At 66.5% G+C, this 15,452-nt stretch carries 9 protein-coding genes; 6 read left to right on the top strand and 3 right to left on the bottom strand.

Going from position 1 to position 15,452, the window contains the following annotated elements; translation table 11 throughout:
* Positions 1–246 precede the first annotated feature (246 nt).
* Positions 247–2,493 carry a protein kinase domain-containing protein gene (locus DQ384_RS10380; protein ID WP_114028525.1) on the bottom strand — a complete coding sequence of 749 codons (2,247 nt, stop codon included), beginning with the start codon at positions 2,491–2,493 and terminating at the stop codon, positions 247–249.
* Between the two features lie 370 nt (positions 2,494–2,863).
* Here DQ384_RS10380 and DQ384_RS10375 point away from each other — a divergent pair, with 370 nt between their 5' ends.
* Together DQ384_RS10375 and DQ384_RS10370 are read left to right on the top strand one after the other, a co-directional pair.
* Positions 2,864–4,906, top strand: a complete 2,043-nt coding sequence (locus tag DQ384_RS10375) for a restriction endonuclease (protein WP_181871133.1) — start codon at positions 2,864–2,866, stop codon at positions 4,904–4,906.
* A gap of 320 nt (positions 4,907–5,226) precedes the next feature.
* Entirely contained in the window at positions 5,227–5,889 is a 663-nt protein-coding gene (locus tag DQ384_RS10370; RefSeq protein ID WP_181871132.1) for a sensor histidine kinase, read from the top strand.
* Positions 5,890–6,068: 179 nt separating this feature from the next.
* On the opposite strand, the gene DQ384_RS10365 is transcribed toward DQ384_RS10370, so the two are convergent.
* A complete protein-coding gene (locus DQ384_RS10365) occupies positions 6,069–6,581 on the bottom strand; it encodes a hypothetical protein (protein ID WP_114028522.1) in 513 nt (170 codons plus the stop codon).
* 422 nt (positions 6,582–7,003) lie between these two features.
* On the opposite strand from DQ384_RS10365, the gene DQ384_RS10360 reads away from it, so the two are divergent.
* From DQ384_RS10360 to DQ384_RS41180, 4 genes are all read left to right on the top strand, one after another.
* A complete protein-coding gene (locus tag DQ384_RS10360; protein ID WP_114028521.1) occupies positions 7,004–9,619 on the top strand; it encodes a bifunctional acetate--CoA ligase family protein/GNAT family N-acetyltransferase in 2,616 nt (871 codons plus the stop codon).
* A gap of 35 nt (positions 9,620–9,654) precedes the next feature.
* Entirely contained in the window at positions 9,655–10,086 is a 432-nt protein-coding gene (locus DQ384_RS10355; protein WP_114028520.1) for a pyridoxamine 5'-phosphate oxidase family protein, read from the top strand.
* 287 nt (positions 10,087–10,373) lie between these two features.
* Positions 10,374–11,894 (top strand): ricin-type beta-trefoil lectin domain protein, encoded by a 1,521-nt coding sequence (locus tag DQ384_RS10350; protein WP_245966358.1) that lies wholly within the window; start codon positions 10,374–10,376, stop codon positions 11,892–11,894.
* Between the two features lie 148 nt (positions 11,895–12,042).
* Complete coding sequence (locus DQ384_RS41180) at positions 12,043–14,067, top strand: beta-1,3-glucanase family protein (protein ID WP_181871131.1); 2,025 nt, start codon at positions 12,043–12,045, stop codon at positions 14,065–14,067.
* Positions 14,068–14,303: 236 nt separating this feature from the next.
* Here DQ384_RS41180 and DQ384_RS10340 read toward each other — a convergent pair whose 3' ends face one another.
* Positions 14,304–15,338, bottom strand: a complete 1,035-nt coding sequence (locus DQ384_RS10340) for a LacI family DNA-binding transcriptional regulator (protein WP_114028519.1) — start codon at positions 15,336–15,338, stop codon at positions 14,304–14,306.
* Between the last annotated feature and the right edge of the window lie 114 nt (positions 15,339–15,452).

Here is a 15,452-nt window from a genome sequence, read left to right as displayed (position 1 = left end):
TCGGACGCCCCAGAAAGAAGGTAGGGATCGCTCACTCCGGTACTCGCAACATAGGGCTGGTGATCGGCTGCCGCAGCCCTCCTTCGTCGGGCCTTGCCATCGAATCAACAGGCCGATGCAGCAGCGGCATCTCACTCAAGTGGCCTCGTCTTGGGCCAACTTCGTCCTTCAGATTCCACTAATCAGGACACAAAAGCCTCAGACCCGCTTGCGCCTCTTCTGTAGAGCGCCATACATCTGGAGATGTCAGGCGTCTAGAGAACTGAATATCGATCGCAGAATATCGCTCAGCACCAACGCGTCAGCCCTGGTTATTTTGTCTAGGCGCCATTCAAGGAAGAATTCAAAGTCGCCCCTTCTCCCTGGATGCCGTTGGGCGCGCGCCGCATAAGAACTGATCGCGCTGTCGATTCGACGGTTAAGGATAGTTCTCATGCGCTCATTGGCGACGTTCTCAAGAGACATACGGCGCGTTGGTTTGATATGCATTGAAAGCACGGGAACGGAACTCCGCTTATGCGCTCGCTCCTTCCATTCCATTGAAACCTGCCAGCCGCCCGACGCATTGACGAAAGTTGTTGAGGGCTCGCCCGATCGGAGGCTTCGTGTCATCTGGAATGCAAGTTCTGCACTGTACTCTTCCCTGCTGATAGATGTTTCTGTGCTGCTGTGGGTGAGTTCTTGAGTTATCTCCCCTATGCTTCCCACTATATGAGAAAAGTTCTGAACGCGCTTGGAGGAGTCGAATTGAGTGCACTCCTTGTATAGGGCGATAGCCATAGCTGCGGTTTTGGTGGGGCACCGACGTGCTAGTATTTGTCCAAGATAGTTACTGTTGCTCTCGATGTTGAGCGGATCCGGGTCTCTTCCTGTCAAACAAAAGTACATGAGCTGCCCAAAAGAGAAGACATCCAGAGTCGGATTCTTACTACGCGCGATCTTTGGATCGAAAGCAATGTACTGCTCTGGCGCTGCGTAGTAGACGACCCCCATGGCAGTCTTCGTCGCCTTCTGCGTCTGCGTGCTGAACCACGCAAGATCAAAATCGGTCAGGTATGGGCGATAGTCGCCCCCTTCTTCGAGGCTGCAAATGATATTTTCTGGCTTGATGTCACGATGTATCACCTCATGGCGATGGGCATGCTCGATGGCCTCTCCAGATTGATGCAAGATGGCGAAGATATCAACCGGGTCCATGAAGTTTGCTAAGCTGAGTTCACGGAGATTGCTGCCATCAATATAGTCCATTGTGAAGCCAGGAGGGCAATCGCTATAGTCATAAACTTGCACAATGCGCGGATCAGACAGCATACGCATGGCATCATACCCATTTCTGAAGCGCCTAACTTTCTCCTTGTCATGTAATTCGTATGCATGGTAGAGCTTATATGCTAAAAGATTCCCGCCTCCGGACGCCACCTTCCATACCTTGCCAAAGCCGCCAGCACCTATTTGTTCGTCCAGAATTCCCCACCTCAATCGCGTACCAGTTTCGACCATGCCCAGCTCGGCTTGGTATCTGACTAGCGTTTCCCTTGATCTCTTATAGAGATTACGGGTGGACATTCCTTCGATCTGATCTTTCTTCTCGAACCATCTACTGATGTCCTCTAGTTTTCTACAAGCGGAGAAATATCCATCGGTGCGCCAGGACTCTAGGTTGAACTGCGCTTTGAAGCTGTTGTAGCCGTCCAGGAAACTTTGCGCCTCTCTTTCGTAGCGAGCATATTCCTCTTCCGGGCGCGGGGGAGACAGAGAAGGAGTCAGGCGCTGGCCCAGTACCATTCGTCCCTGGATCCTACCGCCGAAGATTGGAACTTGTTCATGTCCATCTCTCGAGTCCATCTCTCGAGAAATCACGTCATAAATGCTGTGTGCGGTAACTGAGCCTGTATGATCTGCAGCATCCCCTAGTAGTGCTGAGAGGAGGTAATATGTGAAGACACCGTGTCCCAGGTTGCTGACCTCCCAAGCTCGCTGATCCTCGGCGCAGGCTGCTATAACGGCAATGGAAGGATCCATGCGTTGCACTACCTGACTTACATCTGCGTTATTAAGGCTACGTATTCTAAGAATTGCAGATGAGGTCCCCGAGACAGCGCCACCAGAGTGACAGCAGTCCAGCAGGAACAAGACCTGAGTTCTAGAGCCAGCATCGGGATCCGCAATCCTTATTAAGTCGGATAGAAGTACGCCTTCATCGAACTCACTATTGTCGTACGTGACAAGGTATGTGCCTAGCTGTGTAGCAGCGCCATGCCCCGCGAAATAGAAGAGAATCTGTTCGGCGCCCGATGTCCTTGCTTCGATCAGCCATCTAAGAATCTCCGCCTTTGTCACTTCTTCATCAGTGAGGCGGGTCACTTGATACTCGTACTCCGGCAAAGTAAGCGCTTCGGCCACCTGGTCAGCATCGTTGACGCAGCTGCTAAGCGCAGTCCACCTGCCAGAGTAGGCACTGATTCCCGCAACAAGCGCTAGTCGAGTTCCCAAATCAATCTCCCGTGCTCGTACCGTTAGAGCGGTCCAGGCTCACCGTATGGACTCGCAACATCACAGATGGTGAGAGAAGTGGACATTACGTCACTTGGCGTTTGTTTAGCGATGTGCGGGACATATCGTAACGCGATCGCAACGATGTCAATTTCGGTTAGACAATTAATAGTCTTTCGTCCAGCCAAAATAGAGTAGGGCGCCACGTGGCGAAGTCTCGGGATCGTTGTCCTTCCTCCACCGAGGCATAGTGGAGGTCCAGGCGCGAAGATCGAAGCAGGTCGCTCAGTAGAGCGACGCTGTGTCGTTATTGTCAGCAGCTCCCTCTACTCTCAGAAAGAAACACGAGCACCGCAGTGAAGGGGAGCCGATGCGTCAGCCCGTACCCGCCAAGCAGTGGCGTAATCGCAGCAACTCACTTGGCTACATCCAAGGCGGTACGGAAGTCCAGGCGGACCTACTCCGACAGGTGCTTGTTCAGCTGCCGTGCGACGGCGCGGAATTGCTGGAGTGGCAGACATCGGAGGGGAAGCGCATCAGCGCCCGCTGCGAGGATCTGTGCCGGCGGGTGCTCTCCAATCCGGGCCTCGCCGAGCGGTTGGGCGGAGGCCAGTGGCAGCCGAGCGCCTACGCGCAGCAATGGCTGGAGAACAAGGACAACTCCTTCCTGGCCGCTCACCTGCACGCTAACGTGAAGTTCATCGGCGAGCTCCTCCTGGCGATCGGAAATCAGACGAAACACGCGGACTTGTTAGAGGTGGCAACGAAGACCTACGGGCTGAACTGGGCAAGCCTGTCACCCGTGCGGGACCGCACGGGATGGCTCAGAAGCCTGGGAATGGTCGAGCTGTGGGGCCAGAGGGTCGTGAGGACCGAGCGGGGGGACGCCCTGTTGGGGGTTCTTCCGCTCTGCCCACCCGAAAGCGCCCGAGGAGAAGAGGAGGCCGCCGAATCGGACGGTGACGAAGAGGGGCAGCTAGCGTTCTTCGACGACTCCCTACAGTTGGAGCAGGTCGATCTGAGGAACCGTCGCGCTCTGATCGGCTATATCCCCCGAGGGAACGCTTCCGACAACCGCGACGGGGACTCGACTCTGACTGCGACCGCCGCCCTGCGCAGGCTGGTGGCCCTGTTGGCCGACGGTACCGGGCTCGAGGAGTTCGGCGAGCAGTGCAGCAGCGAGTTCGGCATCAGCAAGGCGTCTTTCACCTCGATGATGCACGCCCTGCGACACACCGGACTCGTCGAGCAGACGTCGTTCAACCACTTTGCACCGAGTGAGGACGCGCACCGACTCGTCGACGAGGGGAACGAGCGATTGCTCGCTGCGCATCTGCATGCGCGGTATCTGTTCTTCGGTGAGATCCTGTGCCACTTGGGTAAGTCTGCGACCACCTCGACGCTGGTGGCTGTGGCAAAGGATGTGTACGGCTACACCCAGGCGTCGAATGGAGAGGTCCGTCTCCGGCTCTCCTTCCTCCAGGACGCGGGTCTCGTCGAGCGGGTCGACTGGCAACGGTTCCGTGTCACTGCAGCCGGCCGGAGTTTCACCAAGAACCTGACACTTCAGCTGCCCGTCGGAGCAGAGCTGGAGGGTATCGATCCCGCAGGACCGCAGAGCGCGCCCCCTGCCTCGGTACCCGCGGCGGTTATTGCTCAGCTGCGGCAGTACGGCAATGTCGGCACGGACAGTCGGGATTTCGAGGAGGCCGTCGCTCAAGCCTTTGCCTTCCTCGGCTTCCAGGCCGAGCACCTCGGCGGCTCCGGCCGCACGGACGTCCTGGGCATCGCGCAGCTGGCCACGAAGGATCGCTACCGGATCATCGTTGACGCGAAGAGCTCAGGGAGCGGCCAAGTCGCCGAGTCCGACGTCAAATTCGATGCGCTGCGTGACCACAAGCGCAAACACAAGGCGGATCACGTGGTCGTCGTCGGGCCGGACTTCGCTCCACGGCTCAAGAACTGGGCGGCGGAGAACGAGGTCATTCTTCTACGCATCGAGGACCTTGCCACGCTGCTCGACCAACACTCGCGAAACCCCATGCCCCTTACCGAACTGCGGGATGCCTTCTCCCGCATCGACACGTTCAGCGACGACCTGGCCGAGCGGTACCAGGCGCTGGAGCGGCGCTCACTACTGATGCGTAGGATCATCGACCTGGCCTTCCAGGAAGCCGTGGACGAGGACCCCGTCGATGACGGGTACATCAGCGTTGAGAACATCATCTATGCCCTACGGAAGGAGTTCACTCCCCGCCCGTCCCGGCAGGAAGTGGACGAGCTGATCGCGTTCTTGTCGAGTCCCGTCGTGGCCGCGCTTGAGTCCACCAAGGGTCGCCACAAGCTGATCGACTCACCCCGGAATCTGGCCCTACGTCTAGCCGGTTTGGGGGGCATCGTCGCCACCAGTTGAGGGGGACGGCTGCTCAGTGTCAGCGCTGGTCGGAGCACATAGGCGCCTCCAACAGCTTCCCCTCGCCTGATCCGAAAGTCAGACATCTGCCAGGCACGCGGCAGGGGTCTGTCCAGCGAACGGCTCTGTCCCGTAATCGGTGGTAGCGGTCAGTGATCACCTGCCAGCCTGAGGCGTGCTGAAGATCAACGACCTGGTGGGCGCGGTGTTCTCAGGGTTGTCTGACCTGGTCATCGAGGATGTGGCGGACGAGAACGACCTCATTCGGGTCGTGGCCCGTACTCGGGAAGAGCCTGCACCCTGCCCGGCTGCAGGACTTGGTGACCAACCTGCGGGAGATCTCCCGGCTTGAGGCGGGTGTCATCGGCCGGCACGACCTCCTCAACCTCGCCGTGCTGGTGGACGGCGAGCTCGACCATCGGCAAAGCAAGATAGGGGCGGTCAGGAGGTTCAGTAGCGGCGTGATGGTCTACGGAGAGCGGATCGGTCTCACCCGGCTGCTGCACAACCTCATGGACAATGCCGAACGCCACGCCCGCTCCGTGGTCATGGTCACCGTCGAGCACCGGGGTGACGCGGCGGTGCTGGAGGTCTACGACGACGGGAGCGGGGTGCCGCGCGAGCAGCGGGAGATCATCTTCGAGCGCTACGCCCGCCTGCAAGACGCGTGCGCCAAGGACACCGGCGGCAGCGGCCTGGTCCTGCCGATCGCCCGGCAGATCGCCGAAGATCATGGCGGTACCCTCACCCTCGAAGACAGCCCGTCTGGGGCGCGGTTCGTCGCACGCTTCCCCCCGGCCAGCCGCGTGATAAATGATCGAGGTTCGTCTCGGTGGCCGCGCGAGGCCCCCACGCGACGAAACCCCTCCTCCCAGACGCCGCCGACCGGTTCGGGCCGGCTGGCAGGTGGTCGGCCGCCGGGGCCGGCACGTCTTTTGTCGAGCCGTCCCTCCATCCTCGGTCCGGGCGTGAAACCCAGATGACCCCGCGCACCGGACCGGCCGCGCCCAGCGGCACCGCCGCCGCCGGACCCCACGACATCGCACCCTGTGCCGCGCCGCCGGCGGCACTACCGATGCCCGGATCGCCCAGCTCGTTGACCATCTGAGGTTCTCCGGCGCAGCGCCCATCCGGTGCCGGATGGGCACTGCGGGGAGTCTGCCTACTTCAGGATGAGGTGTCTGCGCACGATGGGGGTGTCGCCCCACCACCTGCCGATGCCCCAGGTGTCGCCGGCCGAGACCAGGGCCAGGCCGGCCAGCACGACGGCGTAGACGAGGTGCTCGTCGAGGAAGGGGTTGGTGGTCAGCGGCAGTTCGGCGGCCCACATCAGGACCAGCAGCAGTCCGCCGGTCGCCGCGGCGATCCGCAGCCCGGCGCCCGCGACCAGCGCGAGGCCGATGCCGAACAGTCCGATCATGAACAGCCAGTCGACCCACGGCTGCCCGGCCAGGCCCGAGAAGAACCCGCCGAGGGCGTGGTCGCCGGTGCCCGTGAGGAAGCCGGTCGTCGGGCTGCCGCCGTGGATCCAGGCACGGTCGGCGGGGGTGGCGAAGCCCCAGCCGAAGAGCTTGTCGAGGCCGGCCCACAGGAAGATCCAGCCCAGGGCGATCCGCGCCACGGCCCAGACGTGATCGACGGGACCGGTGACCGCCCGCGAGGAGCCGGCGTCCATGACGGGGGAAATGGGAGCGGAGTGCCGTCGTCCTTCGGTGGTGGCCTTCGTCGGCCCCTTTCCATGCTGTCGATGTTGCCGATGCGACGGTTCGGTATGCGCCAGCACAACGTTTCCCGGGCCCTGCTCCGAGTGCTGTACGGCTCACGCCGGCGGCGCGGAGGTCCCTTCGTCGCCGGGACTTTCGTCCTTCCGCGGCCCGGACGGCGCGACACCAGCAGCTCGGGCGGGGCGACGCCGATTCGCCGTGGCCGCCGGCGGACCAAAGTCCCGCTCGTGCGGGCCCTCCGGCACTGCCATCCACAGGCCGCGGACGAGACCGTGGCGGTGGACTTCCGAAGGAGACGTGATGACCGCCTCAGGGTCGAGCCCGGCCCTCCCGTGGTCGCCTCGTCGTCCTGCCGTCGAATTGGAGAGCTGCCATGTCCGAGGAATGCGACGTCCTGCTGCGTGACGGCGGCATCGCCCACGTGCGCCCGCTCGCGCCGGGCGACCGCGCCTCCCTGCACGAGCTCGCCGACCGCGCGTCGGAGCGGTCGGCGTACCTCCGTTTCTTCACCGGGGGCCGGGGAACGGCGCACGCCCACGTGGACCGGATCACCCGTCCGGGTCACGAGGGCCTCGTGCTGGTCGCTACCGTCCACGACCGGCCGGTCGCCGTGGCCGAGTACACGCCCACAGCCGACCCGGCGGTCGCGGAGATGGCGGTCCTCGTCGACGACGCCGTCCAGGGGGTGGGGCTCGGCACGCTGCTGCTGGAGCACCTGGCCGTCCGGGCCGCCGCGGCCGGCGTGCGGAAGCTGGCCGGCGAGGTGCTCGCCGAGAACTACGCGATGCTCGGGGTTCTTCACGATTTCGGGCTCCCGCTGGAGCTCAACTACGACGGCGCGCTGGTGCGTCTGCGCGTCAGCCTGGCCCCCGGTGACCGGTTGCTCCAAAGCGTCGCGATCCGCGATCACGAGGCCGAGCGGGCGTCGCTGGCGCGCGTGCTGGCGCCCGGCTCCATCGCCGTCGTGGGCGCGGGCCGCGACCCGTCGGCCACCGGGCACAAGGTGCTGCGCAACCTGATCAGCGGAGGCTTCCCCGGCCCTGTCTACCCGGTGAATCCGAAAGCGACCCACATCGCGGGGATCCAGGCGTACCCGGACCTGGGCGCGGTGCCCGGACCGGTCGACCTGGCCGTGGTGGCCGTACCCGCGCCGGCCGTCCTCGGCGTGGCCCGGGCGTGCGCCGCGGCCGGCGTGAAAGGGCTCGTGGTCCTGACGGCCGGGTTCGCCGAGAACGGGGGACGCGACGCCGAGCGGGAGCTCGTGGCGATATGCAGGTCGGCCGGCATGCGCCTGATCGGCCCCAACTGCCTGGGGATCGTCAACACGTCGATCCAGATGAACGCCAGCTTCCTCCCCCGAGCCATGGCCAAGGGGCACATCGCGGTCCTGTCGCAGTCGGGCGCGGTCGGGGCGGCCCTGCTGGAGCGGCTGCCCGTCTCCTCGTTCGTTTCGGTGGGCAACAAGGCCGACGTGAGCGGCAACGACCTGCTCGAATACTGGGAGGACGACGAGGCCACGCGCGTGGTCGCGCTCTACCTGGAATCGTTCGGAAACCCGCGCAAGTTCGCCAGGATCGCTGCCCGGGTCGGCCGCCGCAAGCCGGTCCTGCTCGTCAAGAGCGGCAGGTCCGGGGCGGGTGAGCGGGCGGTGCGATCGCACACCGCGGCCGCCGCCACCCCCGACGTCGCCGTGGACGCCCTGGTCCGCGCGGCCGGGGTGATCCGCCTGGACACCGTGCGCGACATGCTCGACACCGCCAGGCTGCTCGCCACCCAGCCGCTGCCCGCCGGCCGCAGGGTGGCCATCGTCGGCAACTCCGGAGGCCCGGAGGCGATGACCGCGGACGCCTGCGAGCGCAACCGGCTGATCGTCCCGGAGCTGACCCTGCCGGCCCTCGCCGGACGGGTGCCGGCCGCCGCGGCGCTCGGCGACCCGGTGGACCTGACCGCCGACGCCTCCGCCGAGGAGATCGGCACAGCCATCGAAGTCATCCTGGCCGAACCGGACGTGGACGCCGTGCTGGTCGTCTACACCCCGCCGTTCGGATCGGGCCTGGAGGCGACCGAGAAGGCGATCGCCGAGGCGACGCGGACGGCGGGAAAGCCCGTGGTGGCGTGCGTGATGGGCCACGACGGGACGATCGAGGGCCGCATCCCCGTGTACGCCTTCCCCGAGCAGGCCGTGCAGGCCCTGGCCCGCGCCGCGGCGTACGCCGAATGGCTGCGGACGCCGGTGGACCGCGCCGAGCCCGCCCCCGGGGACGACGAGCCCGCCGCCCGGGACATCGTGCGCTCCGAACTCGCCGCCCGGCCGGACGGCGGCTGGCTGGACCCGGCCACCACCGAACGGCTCCTGCGCTGCTACGGCGTGACCGTCGCCGAGTCGATCGGCGTGACGGACCCCGAGGGCGCCGCCGAGGCGGCCGCCGTGCTGGGACCGCCCGTCGTGCTCAAGGCGACCGGCCCCGTGCACAAGAGCGACGTCGGCGGAGTCCGTACCGGCCTGACCTCGCCGGAGGCGGTGCGGCGGGCCTACCGCGAGATGAAGGCGGCCATCGGTTCCGCGATGACCGGCGCGATCGTGCAGCGCATGGTGCCCCAGGGCGTCGAGATCATCGTGGGAGGCGTCAACTACCCGGCGTTCGGCCCGCTGGTCATGGCGGGCATGGGCGGCGTCACGGCGGACCTGCTGGCCGACCGCGCCTTCCGCGTCCCGCCGATCAGCACGGACACCGCCGCCGAGATGATCGCGGACCTGCACTGCTCCCCTCTGCTGTACGGCTACCGCGGCGGCCCCAAGGCGGACACCGCGGCGCTCGCCGCCCAGATCACCCACATCGGCCGCCTGCTCGACGCCCTGCCCGAGGTGGCCGAACTCGACCTCAACCCCGTGATCGTCACCCCCGAGGGCGCCGTCACCGTGGACGCCCGCGTCCGCCTGGCCCCCGCCACTCCTTCGCCGTCCCCGTACACCCGCCGGCTCCGCTGACGAACGACTCGAAGAACGACAGGAAAGGATGAGCCATGTCCCAGAAGGTGCCCGACACCGCGCTCAAGGAGCTCGACCAGGAAGAATGTCTGAGGCTCGTCTCCCCCGGGGGTGTCGGCCGGGTGGCGTTCTGCGGCGCGCCGGGGCCGACCGTGCTGCCGGTGAACTACCGGGTCCTCGACGGCACCGTCGTGTTCCGCACCCGCGCGGGCGGCGCCATAGACCAGGACCTGCGTTCGGGCCTCAGAGGGCTGGACCTCAAGATCGCATTTCAGGTGGACCGTATCGACGAGACCCGGCACGAGGGCTGGAGCGTGCTGATCCAGGGTGCGGCCCACCATGTCCCCGAGGACGAAGTGGCCGCCGTCGCCGGCACCGGCGTGGAGCCGTGGGCGGGAGGCGACCGTGACCACTATGTCCGGGTGATCCCGGTGCGCGTCACGGGCCGCCGCATCAGGACTCTTTGACGAAGTGCCGGATCGCGGTCTCCTGGCGCCCAGCCGCTCAGGACACCGGAAACAGCGTTCGAGTCAGGAGCGCTGTCATGGCGCAATCGATTTGCGTGACTCCGGTTTTCTCTGTCCGGTAAGGGGAGCCGCGTCTCCGACCTGCCGGTTCCCCTGCGGACGGGGGAACCGGCAGCTCATGACGGCATCTCTACGGATAGTTGGGGGGTTGACGCGCCGCCGGAGAACTGTAAAGTTTCTTTTCAGAGAGCGCTCTCACGTTAAATCCCACCCCCCGAAGGATCAACGTGAGACTCACCGTGCTGACCGGCGCGGCGGTGTTCGCCGTCGCGCTCCTCCTCCCGTCCCAAGCCCAGGCGGCCCCCTCCCCCGCTCCCCCTCCGGACCCGGCCGCCTCGGCGGCCACCATGCAGCAGGCGCTGCAGCGCGATCTCCGACTCACCCCCACGCAGGCGCGCATCCGCCAGACCCATGAGGCGGCCGCGGCCGTCGTCGAGAAGGGGCTCCGCACGCGCCTGGCCGACCGGTTCGCCGGCGCCTGGTACGACGCGGCCCAGCAGCAGCTCAGGGCGGGCGTGCTGGACGCCCGCGATGCCGACCTCGTCAGGGCGGCCGGCGCGCTCCCCGTGACGGTACAACGCAGCGAGAAACAACTGGTCGCGGCCAAGACGGCGCTCGACCGGGCCGCGGGCGCGGCCGGCGCGGACGTCTACGGCTGGTACGTCGACCCGGCGGCCAACAGTGTCGTGGTGTCGGCGGCCGACACCGCCGCCGCCGAGCGCCTGGTCAAGGCCGGGAACCTCGACGCCGGCGCGGTGCGGATCTCCATCGGCCAGGCCCCCCGGCCCGTGTACGACCTCCGGGGCGGCGACCAGTACGTCATCAACGGCAACACGCTGTGCTCCGTCGGGTTCTCGGTGAACAACGGCGGCTTCGTCACCGCAGGCCACTGCGGCGGCGCCGGGAGCCCCACCCTGGGCTACAACAACGTCAACCAGGGCACCTTCGCCGGTTCGTCGTTCCCCGGCAACGACTACGCCTGGGTGCGGACGAACGGCGACTGGACGCCGCGCCCCTGGGTCAACAACTACGGCGGCGGCGTCGTCTCGGTGGCGGGCTCGCAGGAAGCTCCCGTCGGCGCGTCGATCTGCCGTTCCGGGCGCACCACCGGCTGGCGCTGCGGCGTCGTCCAGGCCAAGAACGTGACCGTCAACTACTCCGGGCAGCTCGTCTACGAGCTGACCCAGACCTCGGCCTGCGCCGAAGGCGGCGACTCGGGCGGCGCCTACATCTCCGGGGACCAGGCCCAGGGCGTCACCTCCGGCGCCGCCGGCAACTGCTCCAGCGGCGGAACCACCTTCTACCAGCCGGTCAACGAGATCCTCGGCGCGTACGGCCTCAGCCTGACGACCACCGGCGGCGGCGACACCAGTTCGCTGATCAGCAACCTGAACAACAAGTGCATCGACGTGCCCAACTCGAACTTCAGCGACGGCGTGCCGTTGCAGATGTACACCTGTAACGGCACCAACGCACAGCGGTGGACGTTCACCGGTGGCACGCTCCGCACGCAGAACAACAAGTGCATGGACGTGGCCTGGGGCTCGCGGGACAACGGCGCCGTGATCCAGATCGCGACCTGCAGCGGCAACGCCGCCCAGCAGTTCGTCCTGTCGGGCGCGGGCGACCTGGTCAATCCTCAGTCCAACAAGTGTGTCGACATCGACGCCTGGAACGCGAACAACGGCGCCCGCCTGATCCAGTGGGAGTGCCACGGCGGCGCCAACCAGAAGTGGCGCCGAGGCTGACCGCTTGACGGCACGGCCGGTGAAGCCGGCCGGCCGTGCCCGCTCCCCACACCCCCCCACCCGATGCCCCGCCGTCGTCCCGTCGCCTCACACGGCGAGGACGCCGAGGACGCCGGCAGGGCGCGCAGGTCCCCAGAGGAGTCGAGGTATGCACGTGTTGTCCCGGCGATGGCGACGAGGTCTGGTCGCCATCGTGTTGCTGGCCCAGGCGGTCCTCATCGCCTCCGGTCAGCAGGCGGCGAGCGCCGCCGTCGCGCAGTTGCCCTTCACCGTCACGAACAACTCCGGTCGCGGCGACGCGACGTACATCTACGTCATCGCGCGCAACTCGGCCGGCCAGCAGGGGTACGTGGACGCCTCCGGCACCTGGCGCGCGTACAACTTCCCCCCGTCCACTCCCAACGGACCGGTGCCGGCGCCGGACGTCTCGATTCCCGGCCCCGGCAACGGCGCCAGCAAGACCGTCTCGTTGCCGCCGAGCCTGTCGGGCGGCCGCGTCTACCTGTCGATGGGGGCGAAGCTGCAGTTCCTGCTGACGACGAACGGCCTCGTCGAGCCCGCGCCCTGGGTCGCGAGCGACCCGAACGCGAACATCCTGTACGACTGGACGGAGTTCGCGCGGGCGAGCAGCGGCGGCACGGGCATCTTCATCAACTCCACGACGGTCGACATGTTCAGCATCCCGCTGACCGTCAGCGTCACCGACACCTCCAACAGGACGCAGACGCAGGGCATCGCCGGTAACCGCACCGGCATCCTGAACGCGTTCGGCGCGCTCGGGTCACCGTGGTCGGGCCTGACCACGACGCGCGCCTCCGACGGCCTCCCGCTGCGCGTGCTCGCGCCCGTGCACGCCATCGCGAAGGGGGCGTTCCCCGGGACGTACCTCGACTCCTACGTGAACGCCGTGTGGTCGTACTACGCGACGCACACGTTGACCGTGCAGACGTCGCTGGGCAACTTCACCGGCACGACCAGCGGCGCGAACTGGGCGTTCAGGGACGGGTCCGGCAACGTCATCGGCACGCTCACGAAGCCGACGACGAGCGACGTCTTCGCGTGCGCCGGTGGCACGCAGCCGCCGAACCAGCCGAATCAGACGGCGATCCTCGCGGTCGGCGCGCGCGTGTGCGCGGCGCTGAACCGGGCGACGCTGTCGACGGCGGGCCGGGTCATGTTCGACACTCAGCCGACGACGGACCCGGCGAGGTTCTACGGGCAGTCCGCGTCGAACCTCTTCAGCAAGACGATCCACGACTACTCGCTGAACGGCCTGGCGTACGGCTTCTCGTACGACGACGTGGGCGGTTTCGCTCCCGTGATCGACCAGCCGAACCCGTCGTCGGCCGGGATGACGATCGGCAGCTTCGGCACGGGCGGCGGCGGTGGCCCCGGCCCGGTCGGCGGCCAGCCGATCACGGGTCCGGGAGGCAAGTGCGTGGACGTCGCGGGCGACGACACCGGCGGCAACGGCGCGCCGGTCCAGCTGTGGGACTGCCAGGCCAACGCCGTCGACCAGCGCTACACGATGGTCGGGAACACCCTGCGCACGTTCAACGGCGGCAAGTGCCTCGACGTCGTGGACAATGCCACCGCGAACGGGTCGAAGGTGCAGATCTGGGACTGCTTCGGCGCGGGTAACCAGCAGTGGCTGCTGCAGTCCGACGGGTCCATCAAGAACGCCGGCTCCGGCCGGTGCCTCGACTCCCCCGGCGGCGCCACCGGCAACGGCACACGGTTGCAGATCTGGGACTGCAACGGCGGCCCCGCGCAACGCTGGTCGTTCCCCGGCGGAGCCAACATCGCCGGCCCCGGCGGCAAGTGCGTCGACGTCGCGGGCGACGACACCGGCGGCAACAACACCCCGGTGCAGCTGTGGGACTGCCAGTCCTCGGCGAAGGACCAGTTCTGGACCTGGAGCGGGCAGACGCTGCGCACCCTCGGCCGCTGCCTGGACGTGCAGTCGGGCGGCACCGCGAACGGCACCCTGTTGCAGCTCTACGACTGCAACAACAGCGGCGCGCAGAACTGGGTGCAACTGTCCAACGGGTCGATCCAGAACCCGCAGTCCGGCCGGTGCGTCGACGCTCCCGGTGGCAACACCGCGAACGGCACGCGCCTGCAGATCTACGACTGCAACGGCAGCGCCGCACAGCGCTTCGCCGTCCAGTAACGCACCACACCGGCCCGGCGGTGCGCCCCCACCGCCGGGCCCGCTGCGAGATCATCCGGCTCCCGAACGGATGATGTGTCCCATGCCGACCAAACTGGCTCTGCCAGATGAGAACCGCCTCACAGTGGCATAAGAACTGCTTTGAACAGGCGGTTCACGTCCACCGGCTTCGGCGGGAGGCATTCTCACCCGGCGTTAATGAACGGCTCAGGAGCGGCAAATGCCTGGCAGGGCCTTCAGGCGGGGGCCCGCGTCCGGCCGATGGTGCTCTCCCGGATCTCCAGGGCGAACGGGGTCTGGATGTCCTGGAGGTCGAAGGGGGTGGCGTTCTCGGCGGCGTCGGTGCTTCTGCCGTGGATGAGGGAGACGGCGGTCTCGGCGATCGCCTTCTTGTCGGGGGCGATCGTGGTCAGCGACGGGATGCTGTAGGCGCTCTCCTCGGTGTTGTCGAACCCGACGATCGCCAGGTCCTCCGGGACGCGCACGCCGCGGTCGGCCGCCGCCCGCAGGGCCCCGATGGCGAGCAGATCGTTGAAGCAGAAGACCGCGTCGGGTCGTTCCGGCAGGTCGAGCAGACGGCTCATGGCCTGGGCGCCGTCCCGCCGGTGGTATTCGAGCGCCGGCACGCTGAGTTCCTCGTCCTCAGCAAGCCCGGCCTCGGCCAGGGCCGCCCGGTAGCCCTCCAGGCGCAGGGCCGCGGTGCCGCGGTGCGGGTTGCGGCCGATCGAGGCGATCCGGCGTCTGCCGATCGCGGCCAGGTGGCCGACCGCCGTCCGCGCGGCGAGGACGTTGTCGATGGCGACGTGGTCGATCGGCACGTCGACGGCGTGTTCGCCGACCATGACCAGCGGCACTCCGGGCGCGAGGTCGGCGAAGTCCTCCGCCGAGAGGGCCTGGGGGCTGAGGATCGCACCGTCGATCATGTGGGGGCCCATCGAGGTGAGGGCCGTGCGCTCGCGGTCCCGGGTGCCCTGCGTCTGTTCGATGAGCACGTTCCACCCGTGGGCCTGGGCGGCGGTGATGACGAGCCCGGCGAGTTCCCCGAAATAGGGGATGCTCAGCTCGGGGAGGACGAGGGCGATGAACCCGGTCTTGCCCCGGCGCAGATTCCGCGCGCCGATGTTGGGCCGATAGCCCGTGGCGATCAGGGCCTCTTCCACTTTGCGGCGGTTCTCCGGCTTGACGAACGCATAGCCGTTGACCACGTTCGACACGGTCTTCACCGAGACGCCGGCCAGCACCGCGACGTCTTTAAGTGTGGCGGCCCTCACGCGCTTCCCTTCGCGGACCTGATCTGTCAGCTCAAGCCTACAGACGGCTTTCTGCTATTTACAACGTTGCTACAACGTCGTAAAAAGTTGGTGTCAGCGCCGTGGACCGCCGGG

The sequence above is a fragment of the Sphaerisporangium album genome (genome assembly GCF_003323745.1).
GTDB lineage: Bacteria > Actinomycetota > Actinomycetes > Streptosporangiales > Streptosporangiaceae > Sphaerisporangium > Sphaerisporangium album.
Note: the sequence above shows the minus strand (reverse complement) of the source record. Positions and strands in the feature narration are given on the sequence as shown.

What these genes read in the sequence shown, in the direction of transcription:
- DQ384_RS10375 (WP_181871133.1), top strand. Translation starts at nt 2,864, where the DNA reads ATGCGTCAGCCCGTACCCGCCAAGCAGTGGCGTAATCGCAGCAACTCA.
- DQ384_RS10365 (WP_114028522.1), bottom strand. Translation starts at nt 6,581, where the DNA reads ATGGACGCCGGCTCCTCGCGGGCGGTCACCGGTCCCGTCGATCACGTC.
- DQ384_RS10360 (WP_114028521.1), top strand. Translation starts at nt 7,004, where the DNA reads ATGTCCGAGGAATGCGACGTCCTGCTGCGTGACGGCGGCATCGCCCAC.
- DQ384_RS10355 (WP_114028520.1), top strand. Translation starts at nt 9,655, where the DNA reads ATGTCCCAGAAGGTGCCCGACACCGCGCTCAAGGAGCTCGACCAGGAA.
- DQ384_RS41180 (WP_181871131.1), top strand. Translation starts at nt 12,043, where the DNA reads ATGCACGTGTTGTCCCGGCGATGGCGACGAGGTCTGGTCGCCATCGTG.